This window comes from Brevundimonas sp. (genome assembly GCF_024711105.1).
In the GTDB taxonomy this organism is placed as follows: Bacteria; Pseudomonadota; Alphaproteobacteria; order Caulobacterales; family Caulobacteraceae; genus Brevundimonas.
In genome coordinates this window covers 1-20,266 of record NZ_JANJTL010000014.1, presented here as the reverse complement: position 1 = coordinate 20,266, position 20,266 = coordinate 1, and the positions used below count along the sequence as shown (strand labels likewise).

The window sequence follows — 20,266 nt, the reverse complement described above, 5'->3', positions numbered from 1 at the left end:
GGTCTTCACGTCATTGACATGAGCAGATTGTGTCCGCCAGCGGCGGCCACCTCGAGCGCGCGCTTGGCCTGTTCCTGGCCCTTCACGTCGCGCAGGTCCGGCGCGTCGACCCCGGAGAGGGCCGGACCCGGCTCGGGCCGCCGCATGACCTGGGTCCCGCGGAAGTGATTGACCACGGCGATCAGAGAGCGCGGCGCGAGGATCTCGAGCTCGCCCGCCCAGGCGGCCTCGCCGCCGTTGGCCTCGGGACAGATGAGGCCAAGCCCCATGGAGCCGGCCGCCACCGCCGCCGGCAGCGCCCCCGACACCGCCGCGATCCTGCCGTCCAGCCCGAGCTCGCCGACCGCCATCCAGCCATCGAGCGCATCGATCGGCAGCACGCCCATCGAGGCCAGCAAGGCCAAGGCGATCGGCAGGTCGAAATGGCTGCCCTCCTTGGGCAGGTCGGCCGGCGCGAGATTGGCCACGACCCTCTTGGCCGGGAAGGCCAGGCCGATTCCCGCCAGCGCCCCCCGCACCCGCTCGCGGCTTTCGGCTACCGCCTTGTCGCCAAGGCCCACGACCTGGAAACTGCCCTGCTGGCCGTGGGTCGCTGTGACCTCGACGTCCACCCGTCGGGCCTCCACCCCCTCGAACGCGACCGTGACCACCTTGGCGAACATGGCTCCTCCAGAGAGGAACAAACAATGAACCAACAGGGCTCGCAATCGGCCTCAGGTTGTGGCGCCGAGGGAAGGGAGATGGTGCCGCCTAGGTGACTCGAACACCTGACCTACGCATTACGAATGCGCCGCTCTACCGGCTGAGCTAAGGCGGCCCGTCTGGGCGGGGACGCGGGGCGTCCCGAAGGCGGGCCTGTTTAGCGACAGGCGCGCGCGGCGCCAAGGGCCGTCAGCGGCTCGTCGTCGATCGCCGCGGGCGGCGGGTGCGCGGGGCGGGCGTGGGCTCCGGAGCCTCCGGCGCCTCCCCCTCCATCCAGTCGCCCGGATCGTCGGGCGCCCGCCAGGGCGGCAGGTCGGGCTCGGGCGGCGGCGGCGCAGGCTCCTCGCGCCGCTCAGGCTCGATGCGGTTCTCGACAAGCGCGGCTTCGCGCCGGACGTGACGCGGGTGCAGCAGTTCGTGACGGTAGGCCCAGGCCTCGGTGACGCGCGCCCAATCGGACGGGGAATAGGCGAAGGCGCGTCCCAGCGGATCGATCTCGGACCAACCCAGCTCGGCCGGGGCTTCGGCCGCCTCGGCCGACAGGGTGCGGGCCTCCGCGATGCGGCCGCCGGCCCAGGCAAGGCGGGCGCGGAGGTCGAGCAGCCGACGGCTCGGCGGTTCTCCCGCCAGGGATTCGGCCGCCGCGTCGCCGGCAGGGGCGTCCCCGACCACCAAGGCGCGCTCGATCTCGAGGATGCGGCTCTCGCGGTGCTTTGGATTGCGGCCGATCAGGCGCGCGAAGCGGTCGGCGCGCTCGGCCGGGCTCTCGTCGGTGCGCAGGTCACGATAGGCAAGGGCGATGGCCGGGTGAGGCCGCGCCGACCAGGCCCGCAGCAGGACCACCTCGGCCCGCCCGATGCGGCCCAGCCGCGACTGCAGTCCGGCGGCCACGACCGCGGCGGGCGGGAAATCCGGCGAGAGGGCCGAGGCCTTCAGCGCGTCACGGGCGTGGGACAGCGAAACCGTCTCGGACCGCTCCAGGGCGGCGCGCGCGGTCAGGACTGCGGCCCGGGCGCGATCGACCTCCGCCGCCCCCAGCGACTTGCGCACACGGCCGCCGCCCAGCAGGACCAGGGCCTCGTCCCAGTCTCCGGCCTCCAGGCGGTCCTCGAACAGCATGCGCCAGGCCCAGGACGACCCGCGGCCGGCGGTCTCGGCGGCGCGGGCCTGTTCCAGGGCGCCCTCGCGGTTGCCCGAGGCTCGCGCCAGATCGGCCAGGCCGCGGCGGCCGGCGCCTTGCCCCTCGACTGTGGCGAGCAGCGCCTCATACGCGGTCCGGGCGGTTTCGATCTCGCCGGAAGCCTCGGCCGACTGCGCGGCCAGGAGCGCGGTCAGGACGGGGGCCTCGTCGGCCATTTCGGTGGCGCGACGGCTGAGGCGGCGAGCCTCGGCCACGTCGCCTGTGGCGAGCGCCAGAAAGCCGCGGCCCAGCGAAGCGGCGGCCTCGCGCCTACGCGCCTCCGCCCGGGCCAGAGCGGCGCGGCGCGGCGCGTTTCCGATCCAGATGACCAATCGCCAGAAGGCCACGGCCAGCAGGGCCAGGGCGCCGATCAGGACCGCGCCGGCCGCGGCGGTGGTGTCGAGTCTCCAGCCGAGCCATTCCGCGGTCAGGCTGCCCGCGTCGCCCGAGGCGGCGACCGCCACGAGCGCCAGGGCCATCCCGGCCAGGAGGACCAGGCCAAGCCGGATCACAGCGGCCCGCCCGTATCGGCGGTGGTGACGCCCGACAGGTCGCCGAGCGCCTGGGCGCGCAGGGCATTGATGCGGCGTTCGATCTCGACCCGGCGTTCCGCGGGAGCCGTCCAGTCGACCATGGCCTCGCGGGCCGGCGCCGGCAGGGACTGGAGCTGGGCCAGGGCGCCCTCCAGGTCGCCCTCCTGGACGCGGCGCTCGGCCCGGGCGAGCACGGCGTCCACGCCTTCGCCCTCCAGCGACCCGATGCGCCGCAGATTGAAGATCGCGCCGAACCAGCGCGACAGCGAGGCGAAGAAGCCGTCGCCATCCTCTCCGCGCGCGGCGCGGGCCGCGCGGGCGGCGGCGCGCGGATAGTCGGCGGCAAGTTGGGCGCGGGTCGGAGCGCCCTGTTCGGCCAGTTCGCGCAGCGCGCGGATACCGCGCGCGGTCGGGGTCAGGCGTTCAAGCGAGGCCAGTTCGCCCGCGAAGGGTTCCGAGCCCTCGGCGGCGTCGGCCAGGGCGGCGGCGGCCACGGCGGCGGCGGCGGCGCGCGACATGCGCGCCTGTGCGGCCTCCAGCGCGACGATCCTCTGCTCCAGGACGTTGGCCTCCTCGGCCTCGACCTGGACATTGTCGCCGGCCGAGCCCGTGACGGGCGTCTGGCGCTGGGACTGCCGTCGGGCCAGTTCGAGCTCGCTTTCCAGCTGGGCGACGCGGTTGCGGAGCGCGGCGCGCTCCTCGGCCTCGCTCACGGGCGGGGCGGGGCCGATGGCGCGGGCGATGCGGTCGCGGAAAGCCCCGGCGCCGACCGCGATGATGACCAGTACGACCGCAAGCGCGATCAGGGCCAGGACGCGTGGGGACAGGCCCTGGCGGTCGCGCACGGGATGCGGCGGCTCGGGCTCGATGCGGGGCCGGTCGTGCGGAGGACTGTCCGTCATGTATCGCCTTCCGACAGGGTCACGGCGCACAGCTTAAGCAAGGACGGCTCGTCAGGGAACGGCGCGCATGCGATCGCCGCGACGCGGCCCTCAAGAGGCGCGGCCGCGGCTTCGGAGATGGCCAGGACCGACAGCGGGGCCAGGCGATCGGCCGGGACGTGGCGGGCGACCGCCTCGGCGGCGCGGCCGGAATGGATCAGGACGTGGGTGAGGCCGTCGGCCGTGATGGCGTGGCGCGGCTCGATCTCCACGGTCTCGTAGATGGGCAGGCTGACCACCTCCACGCCGCCGGCGGCCGTGAGGCCGACGAGATCGCCGGCCGGACGCCGGGGCGCGATGTGCAGCGCGCGGACGGGCTTGGCCCCGATAATCAGGCGGGCCAGATCGCGCACGTCGCCCGAGGCGCTTCGCACCTCGCCGAACCCGGCGTCCGCCAGGGCCTGGGCGGTGACGTCCCCGACGGCGAAGACGGGCAGGTCGCGGCGGCTGTCCCGGTCGGCGAAGACACGCACGCCGTTGGGACTGGTGAAGACCAGGGCGTCGGACTCGTCGAGGCTGATCGGCGACTCCAGCGGCCGGACCTCGAGCACCGGATCGACCAGGGCTTCCAGGCCGCGGTCGGCCAGGCGCCGGGCGGTCTGGTCCGCGCCGGGCTGGGTCCGGGTGACCCAGACGCTCATTCCAGCAGCAGGTCCCCGGCCTCGGCCTTGATCTCGGCGCCGAGGCGCAGACCGAGCTGACGCGCCTCGGCGGCGTCGACGGCGCCGGACCCCTCGCGGCGCCAGCAAGCGGCGCCGTCGGGCGCGAGCGCCTCGACCGCCAGTTCGACGCGGTCGTCCACGATGCGAGCGAAGGCGCCCATGGCGGTGCGGCAGGAGGCCTCGAGCGCCGTCAGGGCGCCGCGTTCCGCCGCAACGCAGATCTCGGTCGGGGCATGGTTGAGCCGATTGAGCCAGTCGGCCCAGTCGCTTCCCTCGCGCGCCTGGAGCGCCAGGGCGCCCTGTCCGGGGGCGGGCGGGGCCGCCCAGGGGTCAAGGAAACCGCGCGCCTGGGCGTTGAGGCCGAGCCTGTTCAGGCCGGCGGCCGCCAGCAGGATGGCGTCGAAGTCGCCGGCCGCCAGCCGCGCCAGCCGCGTGTCGACGTTGCCGCGCAGGGTCTCGACGACCAGATCGGGACGCGCCTTCAGCGCCTGGGCCTGGCGTCTCAGGCTGGCGGTGCCGAGCCGCGCGCCCTGAGGCAAGGCGGCCATCGAGTCCCATTCGCCGCTGACAAAGGCGTCGCGCGGGTCCTCGCGCACGGGGATGGCGGCGACGCACAGGCCCGGGGGCTGTTCCGCCGGGACGTCCTTCATGGAGTGGACGGCCACATCGATGCGGCCGTCGAGGAGACATTCCTCGATCTCCTTGGTGAACAGCGCCTTGCCCCCGATGTCAGTGAGGCGGCGGTCCTGGATGCGGTCGCCGGTGGTGGTGATGAAGACGAGCGGCGCGACCTCGTCGGCGGCCTCCGGCGGCGCGCCGAGCGCAGCCGTGATGGCGGCCTGGATGTGGCCGGACTGCGTCCGGGCCAGCAGCGACTTCCGGGTTCCGATGCGGATGGGGGGGATCGGGCTCACGCTTGCGTCTGACAGGGCGTAGGGGCTAGGTCCGCCGCGAATGGCGACCCCCCGCGACTATACGGTTCTGGGCCTCGAGACCAGTTGCGACGAGACGGCCGCGGCGGTCGTCCGCCGTCGCGCGGACGGCCGGGTCGAGGTGCTGTCCTCCGTCGTGGCCAGCCAGCAGGACCACGCCCCCTTCGGCGGCGTGGTGCCCGAGATCGCGGCGCGCGGCCATGTGCGGGTCATCGACGGCATCGCCCGCGACGCCCTGACAGAGGCCGGCCTTGGCCTCGACGCCATCGACGGGATCGCCGCCACGGCGGGCCCCGGCCTGGTCGGCGGGGTGATGGTGGGCCTCAGCTTCGGCAAGGGGCTGGCGGTGGCGCGCGGCCTGCCGCTGGTGGCGGTCAACCATCTGGAGGGCCACGCCCTGTCGGCCCGGCTGGGTGCGGAAGCCGCCTATCCCTTCCTGCTGCTGCTGGTTTCGGGCGGGCACTGTCAGCTGCTGGAGGTGCGCGGCGTCGGCGACATGACCCGGCTTGGCTCGACCATCGACGACGCGGCCGGCGAGGCCTTCGACAAGACGGCCAAGGTGCTGGGCCTCGGCTATCCGGGTGGGCCGGCGCTGGAGCGTCTGGCGGCGTCGGGCGACGCGGCGCGCTATCCGCTGCCGCGCGCGCTGCTCGGACGCGGCGGCTTCGACTTCTCCTTCTCGGGGCTGAAGACGGCCGCGGCCCGCGCCGCGGCTACCTGCGAGACCGAGCAGGACCGCGCCGACCTGGCCGCATCCGTTCAGGCCGCGATCGCGCGCCAGCTGTCCGAGCGTTCCGAGAAGGCGATGGCGGACTACGCCGGGCGGCACGCCAATCGTCTGTTCGTCGTCGCCGGCGGCGTCGCGGCCAACGGTGCGGTCCGAGCGGCGCTCAAGGCCGCCTGCGAGCGGCAGGGCTTCGACTTCCTGGCGCCGCCGCTGGCCTACTGCACCGACAACGCCGCCATGATCGCCTTGGCAGGAGCCGAACGGTTGGCCATGGGTTTGACCTCCGGACTGGACGCCAGGGCCCGTCCGCGATGGCCGCTGGACGAAGCCGCCGCCCTGGCCGACCCTACCCACAAGCCCGGCCGCAAGGGAGCCAAGGCATGACCGATCTGAAGTCCGTCGGCGTCATCGGCGGCGGCGCCTGGGGCACCGCGCTCGCCCAGGCCTGCGTCCGCGCCGGGCTCACCGTCACCCTGCAGGCCCGCGAGCCGGAGGTGGTGGAGAGCATCAACGCCCGCCACGAGAACGAGGCCTTCCTGCCCGGCGTGAAGCTGGACACGTCGGTGCGCGCCACCGCCGACTTCGCCGATCTGGCTGGGCTCGATTTCATCCTGGCCGTGCCCCCGGCTCAGCACATGCGCTCGACCCTGACCGCCTTCGCCCCGCATGCGCGCGCGGGCCTGCCGGTGGTGCTCTGCTCTAAAGGGGTCGAGCGCGGCTCTCTGAAGCTGATGGCCGACGTTCTGGCGGAGACCATCCCCGACGCTCGGGCGGCTGTCCTGTCAGGGCCGAGCTTCGCCGCCGACGTGTCGCGCGGCCTGCCCACGGCCGTCACCCTGGCCTGTCCCGACCGGGCGCTGGGCGAGGCGCTGGTGCAGGCGGTCGCGGGCCCCGCCTTCCGTCCCTACTGGGCCGACGACCTGGTCGGGGCCGAAGTCGGGGGCGCGATCAAGAACGTGCTGGCCATCGCCTGCGGCATGTCCGAGGGGCGGGGCCTGGGCCGGTCGGCGCATGCGGCCCTGATCACACGAGGCTTCGCCGAGATGACCCGTCTGGGCGTGGCGCTCGGCGGACGGGCCGAGACGGTGGCGGGCCTGTGCGGCCTGGGCGACCTGGTCCTGACGTGCTCGAGCCCGCAGTCGCGCAACATGAGCGTGGGCCTCGCGCTCGGCCAGGGCCTGACCCTCTACCAGGCGCTGGAGGGCAAGCGCTCGGTCGCCGAGGGCGTCGACAGCGCCCCGGCCGTCCGCCAACTGGCCGCCAGGCTGGGTGTCGAGACCCCCATCTGCGAGGCCGTGGCCGCCATCCTCGCCGGCGAGATCGCCGTGGACGAGGCCATCGACGGCCTGCTGAACCGTCCACTGAAGGCGGAGAGGTGACGGACGCGCCCCCGCCGCCCGAGCGCCCCCGCGTCTGGAAGACCCCGCCGGGCGTGGCGGTCTGCGCGCTCGCCGACCTGAAGGACCCCGGCGCGCGCTCCATTGTGGTGCAGATCGGCGAGGCCTTCTTTCACGGCTTGCTCGTGCGCAAGGACGGCGAGGTGCGCGGCTACGTCGACCGCTGCCCGCACGCCGGCTATCCGCTGGCCGTCGAGCTGGACCGCTATCTTTCGAACGACGGCGAGCTGATTCTTTGCTCCTGGCACGGGGCGGTCTTCCAGCCCCTGACCGGCGAGTGCGTCGGCGGCCCGGCGGCCGGCGGGCGGCTGACGCCCTGGCCGGTAGTGGTCGACGGCGCCGTCATCCGCACGGCTTAAGCGTCTGGCCTGACGCGAGGGAACCGTCTATTGGAGCCGCGCCCCCGCGAGAGGGCGAAAACAGGCTTTCAGGAGCGGTCCATGCGCGTCGGCGTGCCCAAGGAAATCAAGAAGAACGAACACCGCATCGGCCTGACGCCGACCGCGGCGCGGGAATACGTCGCCCACGGCCATACCGTCTCGATCGAGACCGGCGCGGGCCTCGGCGCGGGCTTCACCGACGACGACTACGTCAAGGCGGGCGCACAGATCTCGCCCGACGCCAGGACGATCTTCGCCGAGAACGACATGATCGTGAAGGTCAAGGAGCCCCAGAAGGTCGAGTGGGAGATGCTTCGCGAGGGCCAGATCCTGTTCACCTACCTGCACCTGGCGCCCGATCCGGACCAGACGCGCGGCCTGATGGAATCCAGGTGCGCCGCCGTGGCCTATGAGACGGTCACCGACGCCAAGGGCGGCCTGCCGCTGCTGGCCCCGATGTCCGAGGTCGCCGGCCGCATCGCGGTCTTCTCGGCGGCCGAGACCCTGCTGAAGCACAACGGCGGCATGGGCCTGCTGTTCTGCGGCGTCCCGGGCGTGGCCCCGGCGCGCGTGCTGGTGCTGGGCGGCGGCGTCGTCGGCCTGAACGCGGCGCGCATGGCGCTCGGCCTCGGCGCCGAGGTGGTGGTGCTGGAACGCTCCATCCCGCGCATGGCCTATATCGACGAAGTCACCGGCGGCCGGGTCATCACCCGCTATTCCTCGATCGGCGCGATCGAGGAGGAGATGGTCAAGGCCGACGTGATCATCGGCGCCGTGCTGGTGCCGGGCGCCTCGGCCCCCAAGCTGATCAAGCGCGATGACCTCAAGAAGATGAAGAACGGCTCGGTGCTCGTCGACGTCGCCATCGACCAGGGCGGTTGCTTCGAGACGTCGAAGCCCACGACCCACGAGGACCCGACCTACGTCATCGACGGCGTGGTCCACTATTGCGTGGCCAACATGCCGGGCGCCGCGCCGCGGACCTCGTCGGAGGCCCTGAACAACGCCACCCTGCCCTTCGGCCTGGCGCTCGCGGACAAGGGCCTGGACGCGCTCAAGGCCAATCCGCACCTGGCGCGCGGCCTGAACGTCCTGAACGGCAAGCTGACCTATCCGGCCGTGGGCGAGGCGCTCGGCCTGGATTGGGAAGACCCGTACGGCGTCTGGGGCTAGGTCGGCCAGGTCTCCGGCGAGGCGCCTAGCACCTCGCCGGCCAGGTACAGCGATCCGCAGATGAGGATGCGTCCGGCGCCTTCAGCGCGGGCCTGATCCAGCGCGGCCTCGACCGAAGCCGCTGAAGCGGCCTCGAAGCCTGAGCGGCGCGCGGCGTCCGCGAGGCTCTCGGGGGTGTGGCAGGCGCCTTCGAAGGCCACGGTGAACACCCGCGCATCGAGCCCGCGCAGGGCGTCGAAGAAACCGCCGGCGTTCTTGTTGCTCAGCATGCCGACGATCAGGGCCATCGGCCGCGGATCGCGCGCCTGGAGAGCCATCAGCGCCTCGCGCACGGCGGCGGCCGCATGCGGATTGTGCCCGCCGTCCAGCCACAGTTCGGCCTCGCCGGCCTGCTGGGCGTAGCGCCCGGCGGTGAGGCGCTGCATCCGCGCCGGCCAGGACGCGGTGCGCAGCCCCTCGGCGATGGCGGCCTCCGGCAGGCCCAGTTCCAGCGCGGCGGCGACGGCCAGCCCGGCGTTGGCGATCTGGTGCGGACCGGTCAGCGCGGGCGCCGGCAAGTCCAGGAACCGCGCCTGGTTCTGGAAGGCGAGGCCGCCGCGCTCGGCCCAGGCGTCGAAGTCCACGCCCATCACCGTCAGAGGCGCGCCGACCTCGGCCGCGCGCGCCTCGATCACCGCCATGGCCGTCTCGTGCTGGCGGGCAATGACCGCCGGGCGGCCGGGCTTGAGGATTCCCGCCTTCTCGCCCGCCACCCCGGCCAGCTCGCCGCCGAGGAACTCCGCGTGGTCCAGATCGACCGGGGTGATCACCGACAGGCGCGGGTCGACCACATTGGTGGCGTCCAGCTTGCCGCCGAGCCCGACCTCGACGATCGCCAGCTCCGCGGGTACCTCCGCCATGACCATGAAGGCGGCTGCGGTGGTCATCTCGAAGACGGTCGCCTGCACGCCTGCGTCCACCGCCTCCAGCCGGTCGAGGATCGCGTCGATGTCGGCGTCCTCGATCAGCCGCCCCGCGAGCCGGATGCGCTCATTGAACCGCACCAGGTGAGGCGAGGTGTTGACGTGGACCCTCAGGCCCGCCGCCTCGGCCATGGCGCGGAGGAAGGCGACGGTCGAGCCCTTGCCGTTGGTGCCTGCCACATGAACCACCGGCGGCAATCGCCTGTGCGGATCCCCCACCGCCGCCAGCAGGGCGCGCACCCGCTCCAGCGACAGGTCGATGCGCATGGGATTGCGAGCCGCCAGCCGGGCGGAGATCGGATCCACCTGGAGTGGTTACGCCGCCTTCGCGGCGCGGCCGTCCATCAGCATGCCGATGATCGCGCCCAGGGTCTCCGGCAGTTCGGCGCGGGGGACGACCTTGTCGACCATGCCCTTTTCCTGGAGGTACTCGGAGCGCTGGAAACCGGGGGGCAGCTTCTCGCGGATGGTCTGTTCGATCACGCGAGGGCCGGCGAAGCCGATCAGGGCGCCCGGCTCGGCCAGATGGACGTCGCCCAGCATGGCGTAGGAGGCGGTCACGCCGCCCGTGGTCGGGTCGGTCAGGACCACCAGATAGGGCAGGCCGGCCTTCTTCATCTCCTGGATGGCAAGGGTGGTGCGGGCCATCTGCATCAGGCTGAGCGCGCCTTCCTGCATGCGGGCGCCGCCGGCGGCGGTGAAGCAGATCATAGGGCAGTCGCGCTCGATCGCGGCCCGGGCGGCGGCGATGAAGCCCTCGCCGGCGGCCATGCCGAGCGAGCCGCCCATGAAGCTGAAGTCCTGGACCAGCACCACGGCCTGACGGCCGCGGATGGTCCCGAAGCCGATCGACATGGCGTCACGCGCGCCAGTCGCCTTGCGGGCGGCGTTCAGGCGCTCGCGATAGGGCCGGCCGTCGGAGAACTTGAGCGGGTCCTCGGGGACCTCCGGGGTCGGCAGGGCCTCGAACTGGCCGCCGTCGAAGGTGATCGACAGGCGCTGCTGCGCATTGATGCGCATGTGCTTGCCCGACGGAGTGACCCACAGCGCGGCCTCGAGCTCGGGCCGGTAGATCATCTCGCCAGTATCGGGGTCCTTGACCCACAGGTTCTCGGGCGTGTCGCGACGGCCCACGATCTTGCGCACGCCCGGCGCGATGCGCGCCAGCCAGCCGCCGCCGCCGGAGCGGTCGCGCCGTTCTGCGGGGGGACGCTGAGGGCCCCTCGGGTCGTCGGGCTTTCCGGCCATCGCCATCGTCTAGCGCTCTTTCTCCGCGCGTGCGAGCCGCGCGGCCCTCACGGCTGACTTCAGGTCCGCCGCCATCGAGATAACCGCCGGGACCACCGGTCGGTTCTCCGAAAGCGCGCGGTCGATCTCCTCGACCAGGGCCGACCCGACCACCACCGCGTCCGCGACGCGTGCGACCTCGGCCGCCCGTTCGGGCGTCTTGATGCCGAAGCCGACCGCCACGGGCAAGCCCGTCGCGGCCCGCACCCGCGCCACGGCCGGGGCCACGGCCGAGGCGTCGGCCTCCTTAACCCCGGTCACGCCGGCCACGGAGACGTAATAGACAAAGCCCGAGGTGTCCTCGGCCACGACCTTCAGCCGCGCGTCGTCGGTGGTCGGCGTGGCCAGCCGGATCAACGAGAGTTGATGGGCGTTCAGCGCCGCGGCCAGTTCCTTGGCCTCCTCCGGCGGGCAGTCGACGATGATCAGGCCGTCGACCCCGGCGTCCGCCGCATCGGCGGCGAAGGCGTCGTAGCCATGGCTCTCGACCGGGTTGAGGTAGCCCATCAGGACGATGGGCGTGTCGGCGTCCGCTGTGCGGAACCTCCGGACCATGTCCAGCACGTCGCGTATCTTCGTGCCCGCCTTCAGCGACCGCTGCGCCGCCTTCTGGATCGCCGGCCCCTCGGCCATCGGGTCCGAGAAGGGCATGCCGAGCTCAATGATGTCGGCCTGGCCCGCAAGCTGGGTCAGGATCTCGAAGGAGGCGTCCGGGCCCGGATCGCCGGCCATGACGTAGGTCACGAAGGCGGCGCGGTCCTCGGCGGCGAGCCGCGCGAAGGTGGTCTGCAGACGCGAGGCGCTCAAAGCTCGACCCCGAGGTGCTTGGCGACGGTGAAGATGTCCTTGTCGCCGCGGCCAGACATCAGCAGCACCACGTCGCCGTCCTTGCCGACCTCGCGGGCGACCTCGGCGACGCGGGCGAGCGCGTGGGCCGGCTCGAGCGCCGGGATGATGCCCTCCAGCCGCGAGCAGAGCTGGAAGGCCTCCAGCGCCTCCTCGTCGGTGGCCGAGCGGTATTCGGCCCGGCCGATGTCGTGCAGCCAGGCGTGCTCCGGCCCGATGCCGGGATAGTCCAGGCCCGCCGAGATCGAGTGGCCCTCGATGATCTGGCCGTCGTCGTCCTGGAGCAGATAGGTCCGGTTGCCGTGCAGCACGCCCGGGCGTCCGCCCTTCAGGCTGGCGGCGTGGTCGGGGGTGTCGAGGCCGTGGCCCGCCGCCTCGACCCCGATCAGGCGCACGTCCTCGTCGGCGATGAAGGGGTGGAAGGCGCCGATGGCGTTCGAGCCGCCGCCGATGCAGGCGACGACCGCGTCCGGCAGTCGGCCGGCCTGGGCTAGGGACTGTTCGCGGATCTCCTTGCCGATCACCGACTGGAAGTCGCGCACCATGGCCGGATAGGGGTGCGGGCCCGCCGCCGTGCCGATGATGTAGTAGGTGTCCTCGACGTTCGAGACCCAGTCGCGCATGGCCTCGTTCATGGCGTCCTTCAGCGTCGCCCGGCCCGAGATCACTGGCCGCACCTCGGCGCCCAGAAGCTTCATGCGGAAGACGTTCGGCTGCTGCCGCTCGACATCGACCGCGCCCATGTAGACCACGCAGGGCAGGCCAAAACGGGCGCTGACGGTGGCCGAGGCGACGCCATGCTGGCCGGCGCCGGTCTCGGCGATGATGCGGGTCTTGCCCATGCGCCGGGCCAGCAGGATCTGGCCCATGCAGTTGTTGATCTTGTGCGCGCCCGTGTGATTCAGGTCCTCGCGCTTCAGCCAGATGCGCGCCCCGCCGAAATGCTCGGTCAGCCGCTCGGCGAAATAGAGCGGACTGGCGCGGCCGACGTAGTCCTTCAGGAAGCCGTCCAGCTCGGCCTGGAAAGACGGGTCGGCCTTCGCCGCCGCATAGGCGTGATCCAGCTCGTGGATCAGCGGCATCAGGGTCTCGGCCACGAACCGGCCGCCGTAGGGACCGAAGCGGCCGTTCTGGTCCGGCCAGGCGTAGGCGTTCGATAGGGTCACGGTCGTTCTCAGGCCTTGAGGGAGGTGGCCTTGGCCCGGGCCAGAAAGGCGCGGATCAGGGCGGGGTCCTTAACACCCGGGGCGCTTTCCACGCCAGAGGAGACGTCGACCATCGGGGCGCCGGTGATCGCCACCGCCTCGGTCACATTGTCCGGCGTCAGCCCCCCGGCCAGGAACCACGACCGTCCGAGATCGCGCCCCTGAAGCAGGCTCCAGTCGAAGGCGTGGCCCATGCCGCCGGGCCGGTCGGCGTTCTTGGGCGGCCGGGCGTCGAGCATCAGGTGGTCCGCCGCGTCGCGCCAGGCCTCGGCGGCGTCCAGGTTCTCGGACGAAGAAACGGGCAGGGCCTTGATGACGCCTGCGCCGGTCAGCTCCCGGACCTCGGCCGCCCGCTCGGGCGTCTCCGATCCATGCAGCTGGAAAAGGTCCGGGCGGACCGTCTCATGGATGCGCTCGATCTGCGCGTCGTCGGCGTCCACGATCAGGGCCACGACCCTCGCCCGGCCGCGCGCGGCCTCGGCCAGGCGGGCGGCCGGTTCGAGCTCCAGATGGCGGGGACTGCGTGGGAAGAACACGAAGCCCAAATACGCGGCGCCCGCCCCGATGGACGCCTCGACGGCCTCGAGCGTCGTCACCCCGCAGATCTTGGCCAGGACGGTCATGCGCCGCATTGGCCACGCCGGCTGCGGCAAGACAACGCCTGTCGGTAACCTCCCGCGATTTCGGGCGTTTAGACGCCCATGCCGCAGGGCTCTGAACGCTATGACCGGTTCCGCCAGCGGGCGCGCAGCGCGGCGCGCCGCATGGACCAGCGCTTGCGAAAGACCACCGACCGGCTGCAGGAGTGGAAGCGCGCCCGCATCGACCCCCCGCTGAGGCCAGCCTACGCCGCCGTCGCTCCCGCCGCCGAACGCTACCGCGACTGGCGCGACCGCTTCATGGCTTCGGAGTTCGCCCCCGCGCCGCTGTCGAAGCCGGGCAAGGCGGAATACTGGACCTTCGGCGTCTTCGCGGCCTTCCTGCTGTCGGTGCTGCTGTTCCTGGCCTGGTTCGACTGGAACCACCTGCGCGGGCCGATCGGACGCTATGCGTCCGAGCGTTTAGACCGGGACATAGCCAATGTAGGGAATCACGACGTCGACGTCTTCCGATGGAGCCCCGAGATCCACGTCGAGGGCCTGAAGATCGGCGGGCCGGACTGGGCGGACGAGCGGGACACGGCCGACATCGAGACGCTCGACGTCGCGGTCCGCCTGCTGCCGCTGCTGACCGGAAACGTCGAGCTGCCGTCCATCCAGGCGACCAACGCCGAGGTGGTGCTGATCGAGGACGCCGAAGGCCGCCAGAGCTGGGTCCTCGGCGGCGACGAGGCGAGCGAGGAGTCGGCCAACCTGCCAGTGATCCAGCGGCTGGTCGTCGAGAACGGCAGGCTGATCTACGAGAACGCCCGGCGCAGCATCACGCTGAACGCCACAGTCGACGCCACCGAGACCGCGGAAACCGGCGAGGGCGGCTTCCGCCTCGTTGGGGAAGGGACGCTGAACGGCAATCCGCTGACGCTTACGGTCACGGGCGGGCCGCTGATCCACGTCAAGCGCGACCGGCCCTACGCGTTCGACGCCTCGCTTCGGGGCGGCGGCACGGTCATCACCGCGGAGGGGTCGATCATCCGGCCCTTCGACCTGCGTCACGTCCAGGCCGACATCACCGCCCGCGGCCAGGACCTGGCCGACGCCTACTACCTGACCACCGTGCCCTTCCCCAACACGCCGCCCTATCGGCTGACCGGCCGGCTGAGCCGCGACGAGGAGACCTGGCGGTTCAACGACTTCACCGGCCGGGTCGGGGACTCGGACCTGTCCGGCGACGTCGAGGTGTCCAAGCCGGGCGAGCGCCGTCTGGTCGAGGCGACCCTGCGCTCCACCTCGCTGGACCTGGACGACCTGCTGGCCCTGACCGGCGCTCCGCCGGACACGGGTGAGACCGCCTCGGCGGAGCAGGAGGCCATGGCGGGCCAGCTGCGTGCGCAGGGCCGCCTGCTGCCCGACGCGCCCCTGTTCGTGGAGCGGCTGCGGACCATGGACGCCCGGGTCGACTTCCGCGCCACCTCGGTGCGGCGCAACGAGCTGGCCGTGCGCGCCGTGAGGCTGGGGGTGACCCTGGACCACGGCGTGCTGAACCTCGACCCCATCGCCTTCGACTTCGCCTCGGGCCGGTTGAACGCCACGGCGCGGATCGATGGCTCGCGCGACACGCCCTACACCAACCTCGACGCGCGCCTGACCGGCTATCCGATCCAGACCATCGTGCCTGCGGTCGGCGGCTCCCAGCCGATCTCGGGCGCCATCACGGCGCGCGCGCGGCTGGAGGGGCCGGGGGCCTCGGTGCACCGGTTCGCATCGAACTCGTCAGGGACCATCAGCGTAGTCATGCCCCAGGGCCAGATGCGGCAGGCCTTCGCGGAGCTGCTGGGTATCAACGTCGGAGCGGGCCTGTTCCAGCTCCTGTCGGGCGACCATTCGCCGACGCCGGTGCGATGCGCGGTGGCCGACTTCCGCGTGGCGGGCGGCACGGCCACGGCCCGGACCCTGGTGGTCGATACCGGCGTGGTCCTGGTCAACGGCTCGGGCTCGATCGACCTCGGGTCGGAGCGGATGAACCTGCGGCTCGACGGCGAGACCAAGGAGCCGCGCCTGCTGCGCGTCTGGGCGCCGATCACGGTCAACGGCCCGATCCGCCGGCCCGGGCTCGGCGTCGAGGGCGGCGAGGTGGCGGCCCAGGTCGGCATCGCCGCGGCGCTCGGCGCGCTGGTCAGCCCGCTGGCCGCCATCCTGCCCTTCGTGGACCCGGGCCTGGCCGAGGACGCCGACTGCGGCGCCCTGATCGCCTCGGCCGGCTGACTACGACTGCATCGTCCAGCCCTCGACGCCCATGGCCGCCTGGCGGACGGCTTCCGAGCGCGTCGGGTGGGGGTGGCAGATGCGGGCCAGGTCCTCGGACGAGCCGCCGAAGGCCATGAGCACGCAGGCTTCGCCAATCAGCTCGCCGGCCTGCGGCCCGAAGATGTGCACCCCCAGCACCCGGTCGGTGGCCGCGTCGGCCAGCACCTTCGCGAAACCCTCGGTCTCATGATTGATCTTGGCGCGCGAGTTGGCGGCGAAGGCGAACTTGCCGACCTTGTAGGCGACGCCGGCTTCCTTCAGCTGCTCCTCGGTCTTGCCAACCCAGGCGACTTCCGGCGCCGTGTAGACCACGGAGGGCACGAGGTCGTAGTCGACGTGTCCGGCCTTGCCGGCGATCAGTTCGATGCAGGCGACAGCGTCCTCCTCGGCCTTGTGGGCCAGCATCGGGCCGTGGGTCACGTCGCCGATCACCCACAGACCATCCGCGATCCGGAAGTGTTTGGCCTCGATGAAGCCGCGCTTGTCCGGCGTGACGCCGACGGTCTCGAGCCCGAGGCCTTGGGTGTACGGACGTCGCCCGATGGCCACCAGCACCGCGTCGGCGGTCAGCGTCTCGGCCGCGCCGCCCTTGGCCGGCTCCACCGTCAAGGTGACCGTCTCGCCCTCGACCTTCGCGGCGGTGACCTTCGCCCCGAGCTTGAACTTCATGCCCTGCTTGGTGAGCGCCCGCTGGAAGGTGCGGGCGGTTTCGCCGTCCATGCCCGGGGTGATGCGGTCGAGGAATTCGACCACTGTCACCTCGGCGCCCAGCCGGCGCCAGACCGAGCCGAGCTCTAGCCCGATGATGCCCGCGCCGATGACGACCAGGTGCTTCGGGACCTCCGGCAGCGAAAGCGCTCCGGTGGAGTCCACGATCCGGCCCTCGACGAAGTCCACGCCCGGCAGGGGCGTTGGCTCCGAGCCCGTGGCGATGACGATATTGCGGGCTTCCAGAGTCGACTTCGTGCCGTCGGCGGCCTCGACCTCGACCTTGCCCGGGCCGGTGATGCGGCCGCGGCCCCCGATCCACTCGACCTTGTTCTTCTTGAACAGGAACTCGATGCCACGCGTCAGCGCCGAGACGCTCTCGTCCTTGGCGGCCATCATCTGACCGAGGTTCAGCGTGGGCGCGACGTCGATCCCGATCTTGGCGAACTCGCCCTGGGCCTGATCGTAGAGCTCCGAGGCATGCAGCAGAGCCTTTGACGGCATGCAGCCGACGTTCAGGCAGGTCCCGCCCAGCGTCCCGCGCATCTCAACACAGGCGGCCTTCAGGCCCAGCTGGCCGGCCCGGATGGCGGCGTTGTAGCCGCCCGGCCCGCCCCCGATGATGATGACGTCATAGGCTTGCTGGGCGGCGGCTTCGGCCATGGGAGATTCCTTGTGGGGCGGCGCGGCGGACACATAAGCCCCCAGCGGTGGAGGTCAACTCGCGGGGTCAGACCAGCAGCGCGCGGATGACGCCGTCGAGCACCTTGCGGCCATGCGGCGTGGCGGCGAGGCGGCCGCTCGAGAGGGTGAGGAAGCCGGCCTCGATCAGGGGTTCGACCCGGGCGTTGATTTCCAGCGGCGCCAGGGCGGCGAGCGCGACGCCTTCGACGGTGCGCAGGCCCAGCATCAGGCGCTCCTCAGCGGCCGCCAAGGGCGAGAGGGGGTCGGTCTCGGCGAAGCCCGCCTCTGCCTCGCCCACAGCGGCGACATAGTCCTCGATGCGGCGGTGAGCGGCGGTGGCGGTGCGGGCGCCGTTCAGGTTCAGCCGCCCGTGGGCGCCGGGGCCGACGCCCAGATATTCGACGCCGCGCCAGACGGCGAGGTTGTGGGCCGAGCGGGCGGCCTCGCCGCGCGCGTGGTTCGAGACCTCATAGGCGGACAGGCCCGTGGCCTCCAGGACCTCCTGGGTGACGTCGTAGAGGCTCTCCTGGTCGTCCTCCGGCGGGGGGATCAGGGTCCCCCGCCGATGGGCGCGGCCAAAGGCCGTCTCGGGCTCGATGGTCAGCTGATAGGGCGAGACGTGCTCCGGGGCGAGCGCGATGGCCTCGGCCAGCTCCGCGCGCCAGGCCTCCGCGGTCTGGCCCGGCCGCGCATAGATCAGGTCGATCGAGACGCGCCCGAAGACAGCCTGGGCGGCCGCCACCGCCCGGCGGGCTGAAGCCGCGTCATGATCCCTGCCGAGGAAGCGCAGGGCCTCGTCGTCCAGCGACTGCACGCCGAGAGACAGGCGGTTCACCCCGGCGTCCGCGAAGGCGCGGTAGCGCGCGGTTTCGGCGTCGGTGGGATTGGCCTCGAGCGTGACCTCGATCGGGGCGGTCGACGGGAACAGCGCCCGGGCCGTCTCGATCAGCCGACCGGCCGCCTCCGGCGGCATCAGCGACGGGGTGCCGCCGCCGAAGAAGATCGAGACGAGCCGGCGCGGACCGAGCATGGCGGCCTGGGCCCGCAGGTCGGCCTCCATCGCGGCGGCCAGTCCTGCCTGCTCCTCGGTGCGGCCGCGGTCCCGCACGACGTTGAAGTCGCAGTAGGGACAGATCCGCGCGCAATAGGGCCAGTGGAGGTAGACCGCGACTGGGGGCGCCTCAGTCAATCAGGGCGGCCTTCAGCTTGGCGAAGGCGCGGGCGCGGTGGCTGACGGCGTCCTTGGCGACCGGGTCCATCTCGCCGAAGGTCTGGTCGGCGCCTTCCGGCAGGAAAATCGGATCGTAGCCGAAACCCCGGTCGCCGCGCGGCGGAAAGACCAGCGTCCCCTCGACGAGGCCCTCGACCGCCACCACTGGCCCGCCGGGCCAGGCGACGGCCAGCGCGCTGGTGAAAAAGGCCGAACGGTCAGGATGGTCACCCAGCTCCCGCTCGACCCGGGCCATGGCGACCGAGAAGTCCTTGCCCTCGCCGGCCCAGCGCGCCGAATAGATACCCGGTGCGCCGTTCAGTCCGCGCACCGACAGCCCTGAATCATCGGCCAGGGACACGACGCCCGAGGCCTCGGCGGCGTGGCGCGCCTTCAGAACCGCGTTGCCGACGAAGGTCGATTCGGTCTCGTCCGGCTCCGGCAATCCCAGCTCGGAAGCGGCCAGAACCTCGAATTCGCCGCCCAGAAGCTCGGCGATCTCGACCGCCTTGCCGGGATTGTGGGTCGCGACCAGCAGGCGCGAACCCTTGTGAAGCTTGAGAGTCATGGGTGCGCCTTACGCGATCGTAATGCATTGCGAAAGTTTAATATCGAAAAACGATAAATCCGCTTGCCTGTTTTTCGATGTGCCCATATTGATAATCGACATGAACGGGGCCGCAACCGTTCGCAGGTGCAAAAAATGACACCGACTTAATGATGCGGCGCAGCAAAAGAGCTTCGGCTCAGGAAAACGGAGAAAGACGATGCAAACCATGAACGCTTCCATGTGGATGGAAAAGGTCGGCATGACCCTGATCAACGGCATCCTGGTCGCCGGCATCCCGGCCGCCCTGATCGCCATCCTGGTCCAGTCCTTCTAAGCCTCAGGCGTTCTGCTATGACGCCTGAGTGCGTGATCCCAGACCCCGCATGCGGTGACACCCCGGCGCCGCATGCGGTGATCTCGCGCCAGACCTTCCGCCGGGCCTGAGAGACCTCACCCGCCATGCGCGCCCTGGGACCCGGTTCCGTCTCGAGCCTGCTCAAGATCGCGCTCGACGTGGCCTTCTTCCTGCTCTGGGTCGTGCTCGGCGTGCTCGTCCTGGGCCTGGTCGCAAGCTTCTTCGTACCGCTCGACAACTTCAGCGCCACCTTTGAGGACGACGCGGGCCAGGTCCGCGAACTCGCCCTCACCCGCTCGCTGGTCGCCTGTTCGCTGCTCGGCGTGATCGCCTGGATTGGCGGCTTCGTGGCCATCGTCCACCGCCTGCGCCGCATTTTCGCGACCCTGACCGCCGGCGACCCCTTCCGGCCCGAGAACACGCGCCGCCTGCGCGAGATCGGGCTGTTCCTGTCCCTTATCGTGGCGGCCCAGTTCGCCACCCAGTATGTCGGGTCGCGCATCGCGCCCGGCGCCATCGAGGCGCCCGGCTTCACCCAGCTGATGACCCCACTCTTCTCGGTGCTCGTTGTCTTCGTCCTGGCCGAGGTCTTCCGCGAGGGCGCCCGCCTGCGCCGCGAGCAGGAGTTGACCATCTGATGGCCATCCGCGTGAACCTCGACCGCCTGCTGCTCGAACGCCGGATGTCCCTGACGGAACTGGCGGACCGGGTCGGCGTGACCCTCGCCAATCTCTCGATCCTCAAGACAGGCAAGGCCCGCGCCGTCCGTTTCTCGACGCTCGACGCGCTCTGCCGCGAGCTGCGCTGCCAGCCGGGCGACCTGCTGGGCTACGAGCCCGGCCCGGCCGAGATCGTCGACGACGAGGACGAAGCGGCGGCCTGATGGCGCGCCGCACGCTCACGCCCGACGAACGCCGCCTCTGGAGCCG

General features: G+C 71.8%; 19 protein-coding genes, 1 tRNA gene and 1 pseudogene. 7 read left to right on the top strand and 14 right to left on the bottom strand.

The window, feature by feature from the left end:
- Positions 1 to 20: 20 nt before the first annotated feature.
- From Q0M60_RS00950 to hemC, 6 genes and pseudogenes are all read right to left on the bottom strand, one after another.
- Positions 21 to 662, bottom strand: a pseudogene (locus Q0M60_RS00950) (magnesium chelatase domain-containing protein); the annotation flags it as partial.
- Positions 663 to 741: 79 nt separating this feature from the next.
- Positions 742 to 817: transfer RNA gene (locus tag Q0M60_RS00945), tRNA-Thr, on the bottom strand.
- A gap of 74 nt (positions 818 to 891) precedes the next feature.
- A complete protein-coding gene (locus Q0M60_RS00940) occupies positions 892 to 2,394 on the bottom strand; it encodes a heme biosynthesis HemY N-terminal domain-containing protein (RefSeq protein ID WP_296814777.1) in 1,503 nt (500 codons plus the stop codon).
- The gene (locus Q0M60_RS00935) at positions 2,391 to 3,317 is read right to left on the bottom strand and encodes a hypothetical protein (RefSeq protein ID WP_296814775.1); all 927 of its coding nucleotides are present in this window, start codon (positions 3,315 to 3,317) and stop codon (positions 2,391 to 2,393) included. The genes Q0M60_RS00940 and Q0M60_RS00935 overlap by 4 nt, the downstream gene beginning before the upstream one ends.
- Entirely contained in the window at positions 3,314 to 3,997 is a 684-nt protein-coding gene (locus tag Q0M60_RS00930; protein ID WP_296814773.1) for a uroporphyrinogen-III synthase, read from the bottom strand. The genes Q0M60_RS00935 and Q0M60_RS00930 overlap by 4 nt, the downstream gene beginning before the upstream one ends.
- Positions 3,994 to 4,932 carry a hydroxymethylbilane synthase gene (gene hemC, locus Q0M60_RS00925; RefSeq protein ID WP_296814771.1) on the bottom strand — a complete coding sequence of 313 codons (939 nt, stop codon included), beginning with the start codon at positions 4,930 to 4,932 and terminating at the stop codon, positions 3,994 to 3,996. Before hemC ends, Q0M60_RS00930 begins: the two co-directional genes overlap by 4 nt.
- Before the next feature lie 40 nt (positions 4,933 to 4,972).
- On the opposite strand from hemC, the gene tsaD reads away from it, so the two are divergent.
- The 4 genes from tsaD (at position 4,973) to ald (ending at position 8,627) form a co-directional block, all read left to right on the top strand.
- Entirely contained in the window at positions 4,973 to 6,061 is a 1,089-nt protein-coding gene (gene tsaD / locus Q0M60_RS00920) for a tRNA (adenosine(37)-N6)-threonylcarbamoyltransferase complex transferase subunit TsaD (RefSeq protein WP_296814770.1), read from the top strand.
- On the top strand, positions 6,058 to 7,056 hold the full coding sequence (locus Q0M60_RS00915; protein ID WP_296814767.1) for an NAD(P)H-dependent glycerol-3-phosphate dehydrogenase: 999 nt from the start codon (positions 6,058 to 6,060) through the stop codon (positions 7,054 to 7,056). Before tsaD ends, Q0M60_RS00915 begins: the two co-directional genes overlap by 4 nt.
- Entirely contained in the window at positions 7,053 to 7,433 is a 381-nt protein-coding gene (locus Q0M60_RS00910; RefSeq protein ID WP_296814765.1) for a Rieske (2Fe-2S) protein, read from the top strand. Before Q0M60_RS00915 ends, Q0M60_RS00910 begins: the two co-directional genes overlap by 4 nt.
- Before the next feature lie 81 nt (positions 7,434 to 7,514).
- Positions 7,515 to 8,627: an alanine dehydrogenase gene (ald, locus tag Q0M60_RS00905; RefSeq protein ID WP_296814762.1), complete on the top strand. Its 1,113-nt coding sequence runs from the start codon at positions 7,515 to 7,517 to the stop codon at positions 8,625 to 8,627.
- On the opposite strand, the gene Q0M60_RS00900 is transcribed toward ald, so the two are convergent.
- From Q0M60_RS00900 to Q0M60_RS00880, 5 genes are read right to left on the bottom strand one after another with little or no spacing between them, the layout of a single operon-like run.
- Positions 8,624 to 9,895 carry a folylpolyglutamate synthase/dihydrofolate synthase family protein gene (locus tag Q0M60_RS00900; RefSeq protein ID WP_296814760.1) on the bottom strand — a complete coding sequence of 424 codons (1,272 nt, stop codon included), beginning with the start codon at positions 9,893 to 9,895 and terminating at the stop codon, positions 8,624 to 8,626. The two genes, ald and Q0M60_RS00900, sit on opposite strands and share 4 nt — an antisense overlap.
- A gap of 9 nt (positions 9,896 to 9,904) precedes the next feature.
- On the bottom strand, positions 9,905 to 10,843 hold the full coding sequence (locus tag Q0M60_RS00895; protein WP_296814758.1) for an acetyl-CoA carboxylase carboxyltransferase subunit beta: 939 nt from the start codon (positions 10,841 to 10,843) through the stop codon (positions 9,905 to 9,907).
- Between the two features lie 3 nt (positions 10,844 to 10,846).
- Positions 10,847 to 11,683, bottom strand: coding sequence for a tryptophan synthase subunit alpha (gene trpA / locus Q0M60_RS00890; RefSeq protein ID WP_296814756.1), 837 nt, complete (start codon positions 11,681 to 11,683; stop codon positions 10,847 to 10,849).
- Positions 11,680 to 12,888 (bottom strand): tryptophan synthase subunit beta, encoded by a 1,209-nt coding sequence (gene trpB, locus Q0M60_RS00885; RefSeq protein WP_296814755.1) that lies wholly within the window; start codon positions 12,886 to 12,888, stop codon positions 11,680 to 11,682. The genes trpA and trpB overlap by 4 nt, the downstream gene beginning before the upstream one ends.
- An 8-nt stretch (positions 12,889 to 12,896) precedes the next feature.
- On the bottom strand, positions 12,897 to 13,550 hold the full coding sequence (locus tag Q0M60_RS00880) for a phosphoribosylanthranilate isomerase (protein WP_296814806.1): 654 nt from the start codon (positions 13,548 to 13,550) through the stop codon (positions 12,897 to 12,899).
- 78 nt (positions 13,551 to 13,628) lie between these two features.
- Between Q0M60_RS00880 and Q0M60_RS00875 the strand changes: the two genes are divergently transcribed.
- Positions 13,629 to 15,788, top strand: a complete 2,160-nt coding sequence (locus tag Q0M60_RS00875) for an AsmA family protein (RefSeq protein WP_296814752.1) — start codon at positions 13,629 to 13,631, stop codon at positions 15,786 to 15,788.
- Here Q0M60_RS00875 and lpdA read toward each other — a convergent pair whose 3' ends face one another.
- The 3 genes from lpdA to rdgB all read right to left on the bottom strand — a co-directional run bounded on the left by lpdA (position 15,789) and on the right by rdgB (position 19,000).
- On the bottom strand, positions 15,789 to 17,201 hold the full coding sequence (gene lpdA, locus Q0M60_RS00870) for a dihydrolipoyl dehydrogenase (RefSeq protein WP_296814749.1): 1,413 nt from the start codon (positions 17,199 to 17,201) through the stop codon (positions 15,789 to 15,791).
- A 67-nt stretch (positions 17,202 to 17,268) separates the two neighbouring features.
- Entirely contained in the window at positions 17,269 to 18,411 is a 1,143-nt protein-coding gene (hemW, locus tag Q0M60_RS00865; RefSeq protein WP_296814747.1) for a radical SAM family heme chaperone HemW, read from the bottom strand.
- Positions 18,404 to 19,000, bottom strand: a complete 597-nt coding sequence (gene rdgB / locus Q0M60_RS00860; RefSeq protein ID WP_296814744.1) for an RdgB/HAM1 family non-canonical purine NTP pyrophosphatase — start codon at positions 18,998 to 19,000, stop codon at positions 18,404 to 18,406. The genes hemW and rdgB overlap by 8 nt, the downstream gene beginning before the upstream one ends.
- A gap of 441 nt (positions 19,001 to 19,441) precedes the next feature.
- Here rdgB and Q0M60_RS00855 point away from each other — a divergent pair, with 441 nt between their 5' ends.
- Both Q0M60_RS00855 and Q0M60_RS00850 read left to right on the top strand, forming a co-directional pair.
- A complete protein-coding gene (locus Q0M60_RS00855; protein WP_296814741.1) occupies positions 19,442 to 19,975 on the top strand; it encodes a DUF2975 domain-containing protein in 534 nt (177 codons plus the stop codon).
- Positions 19,975 to 20,220: a helix-turn-helix transcriptional regulator gene (locus Q0M60_RS00850; protein ID WP_296814740.1), complete on the top strand. Its 246-nt coding sequence runs from the start codon at positions 19,975 to 19,977 to the stop codon at positions 20,218 to 20,220. The genes Q0M60_RS00855 and Q0M60_RS00850 overlap by 1 nt, the downstream gene beginning before the upstream one ends.
- Positions 20,221 to 20,266: the final 46 nt, after the last annotated feature.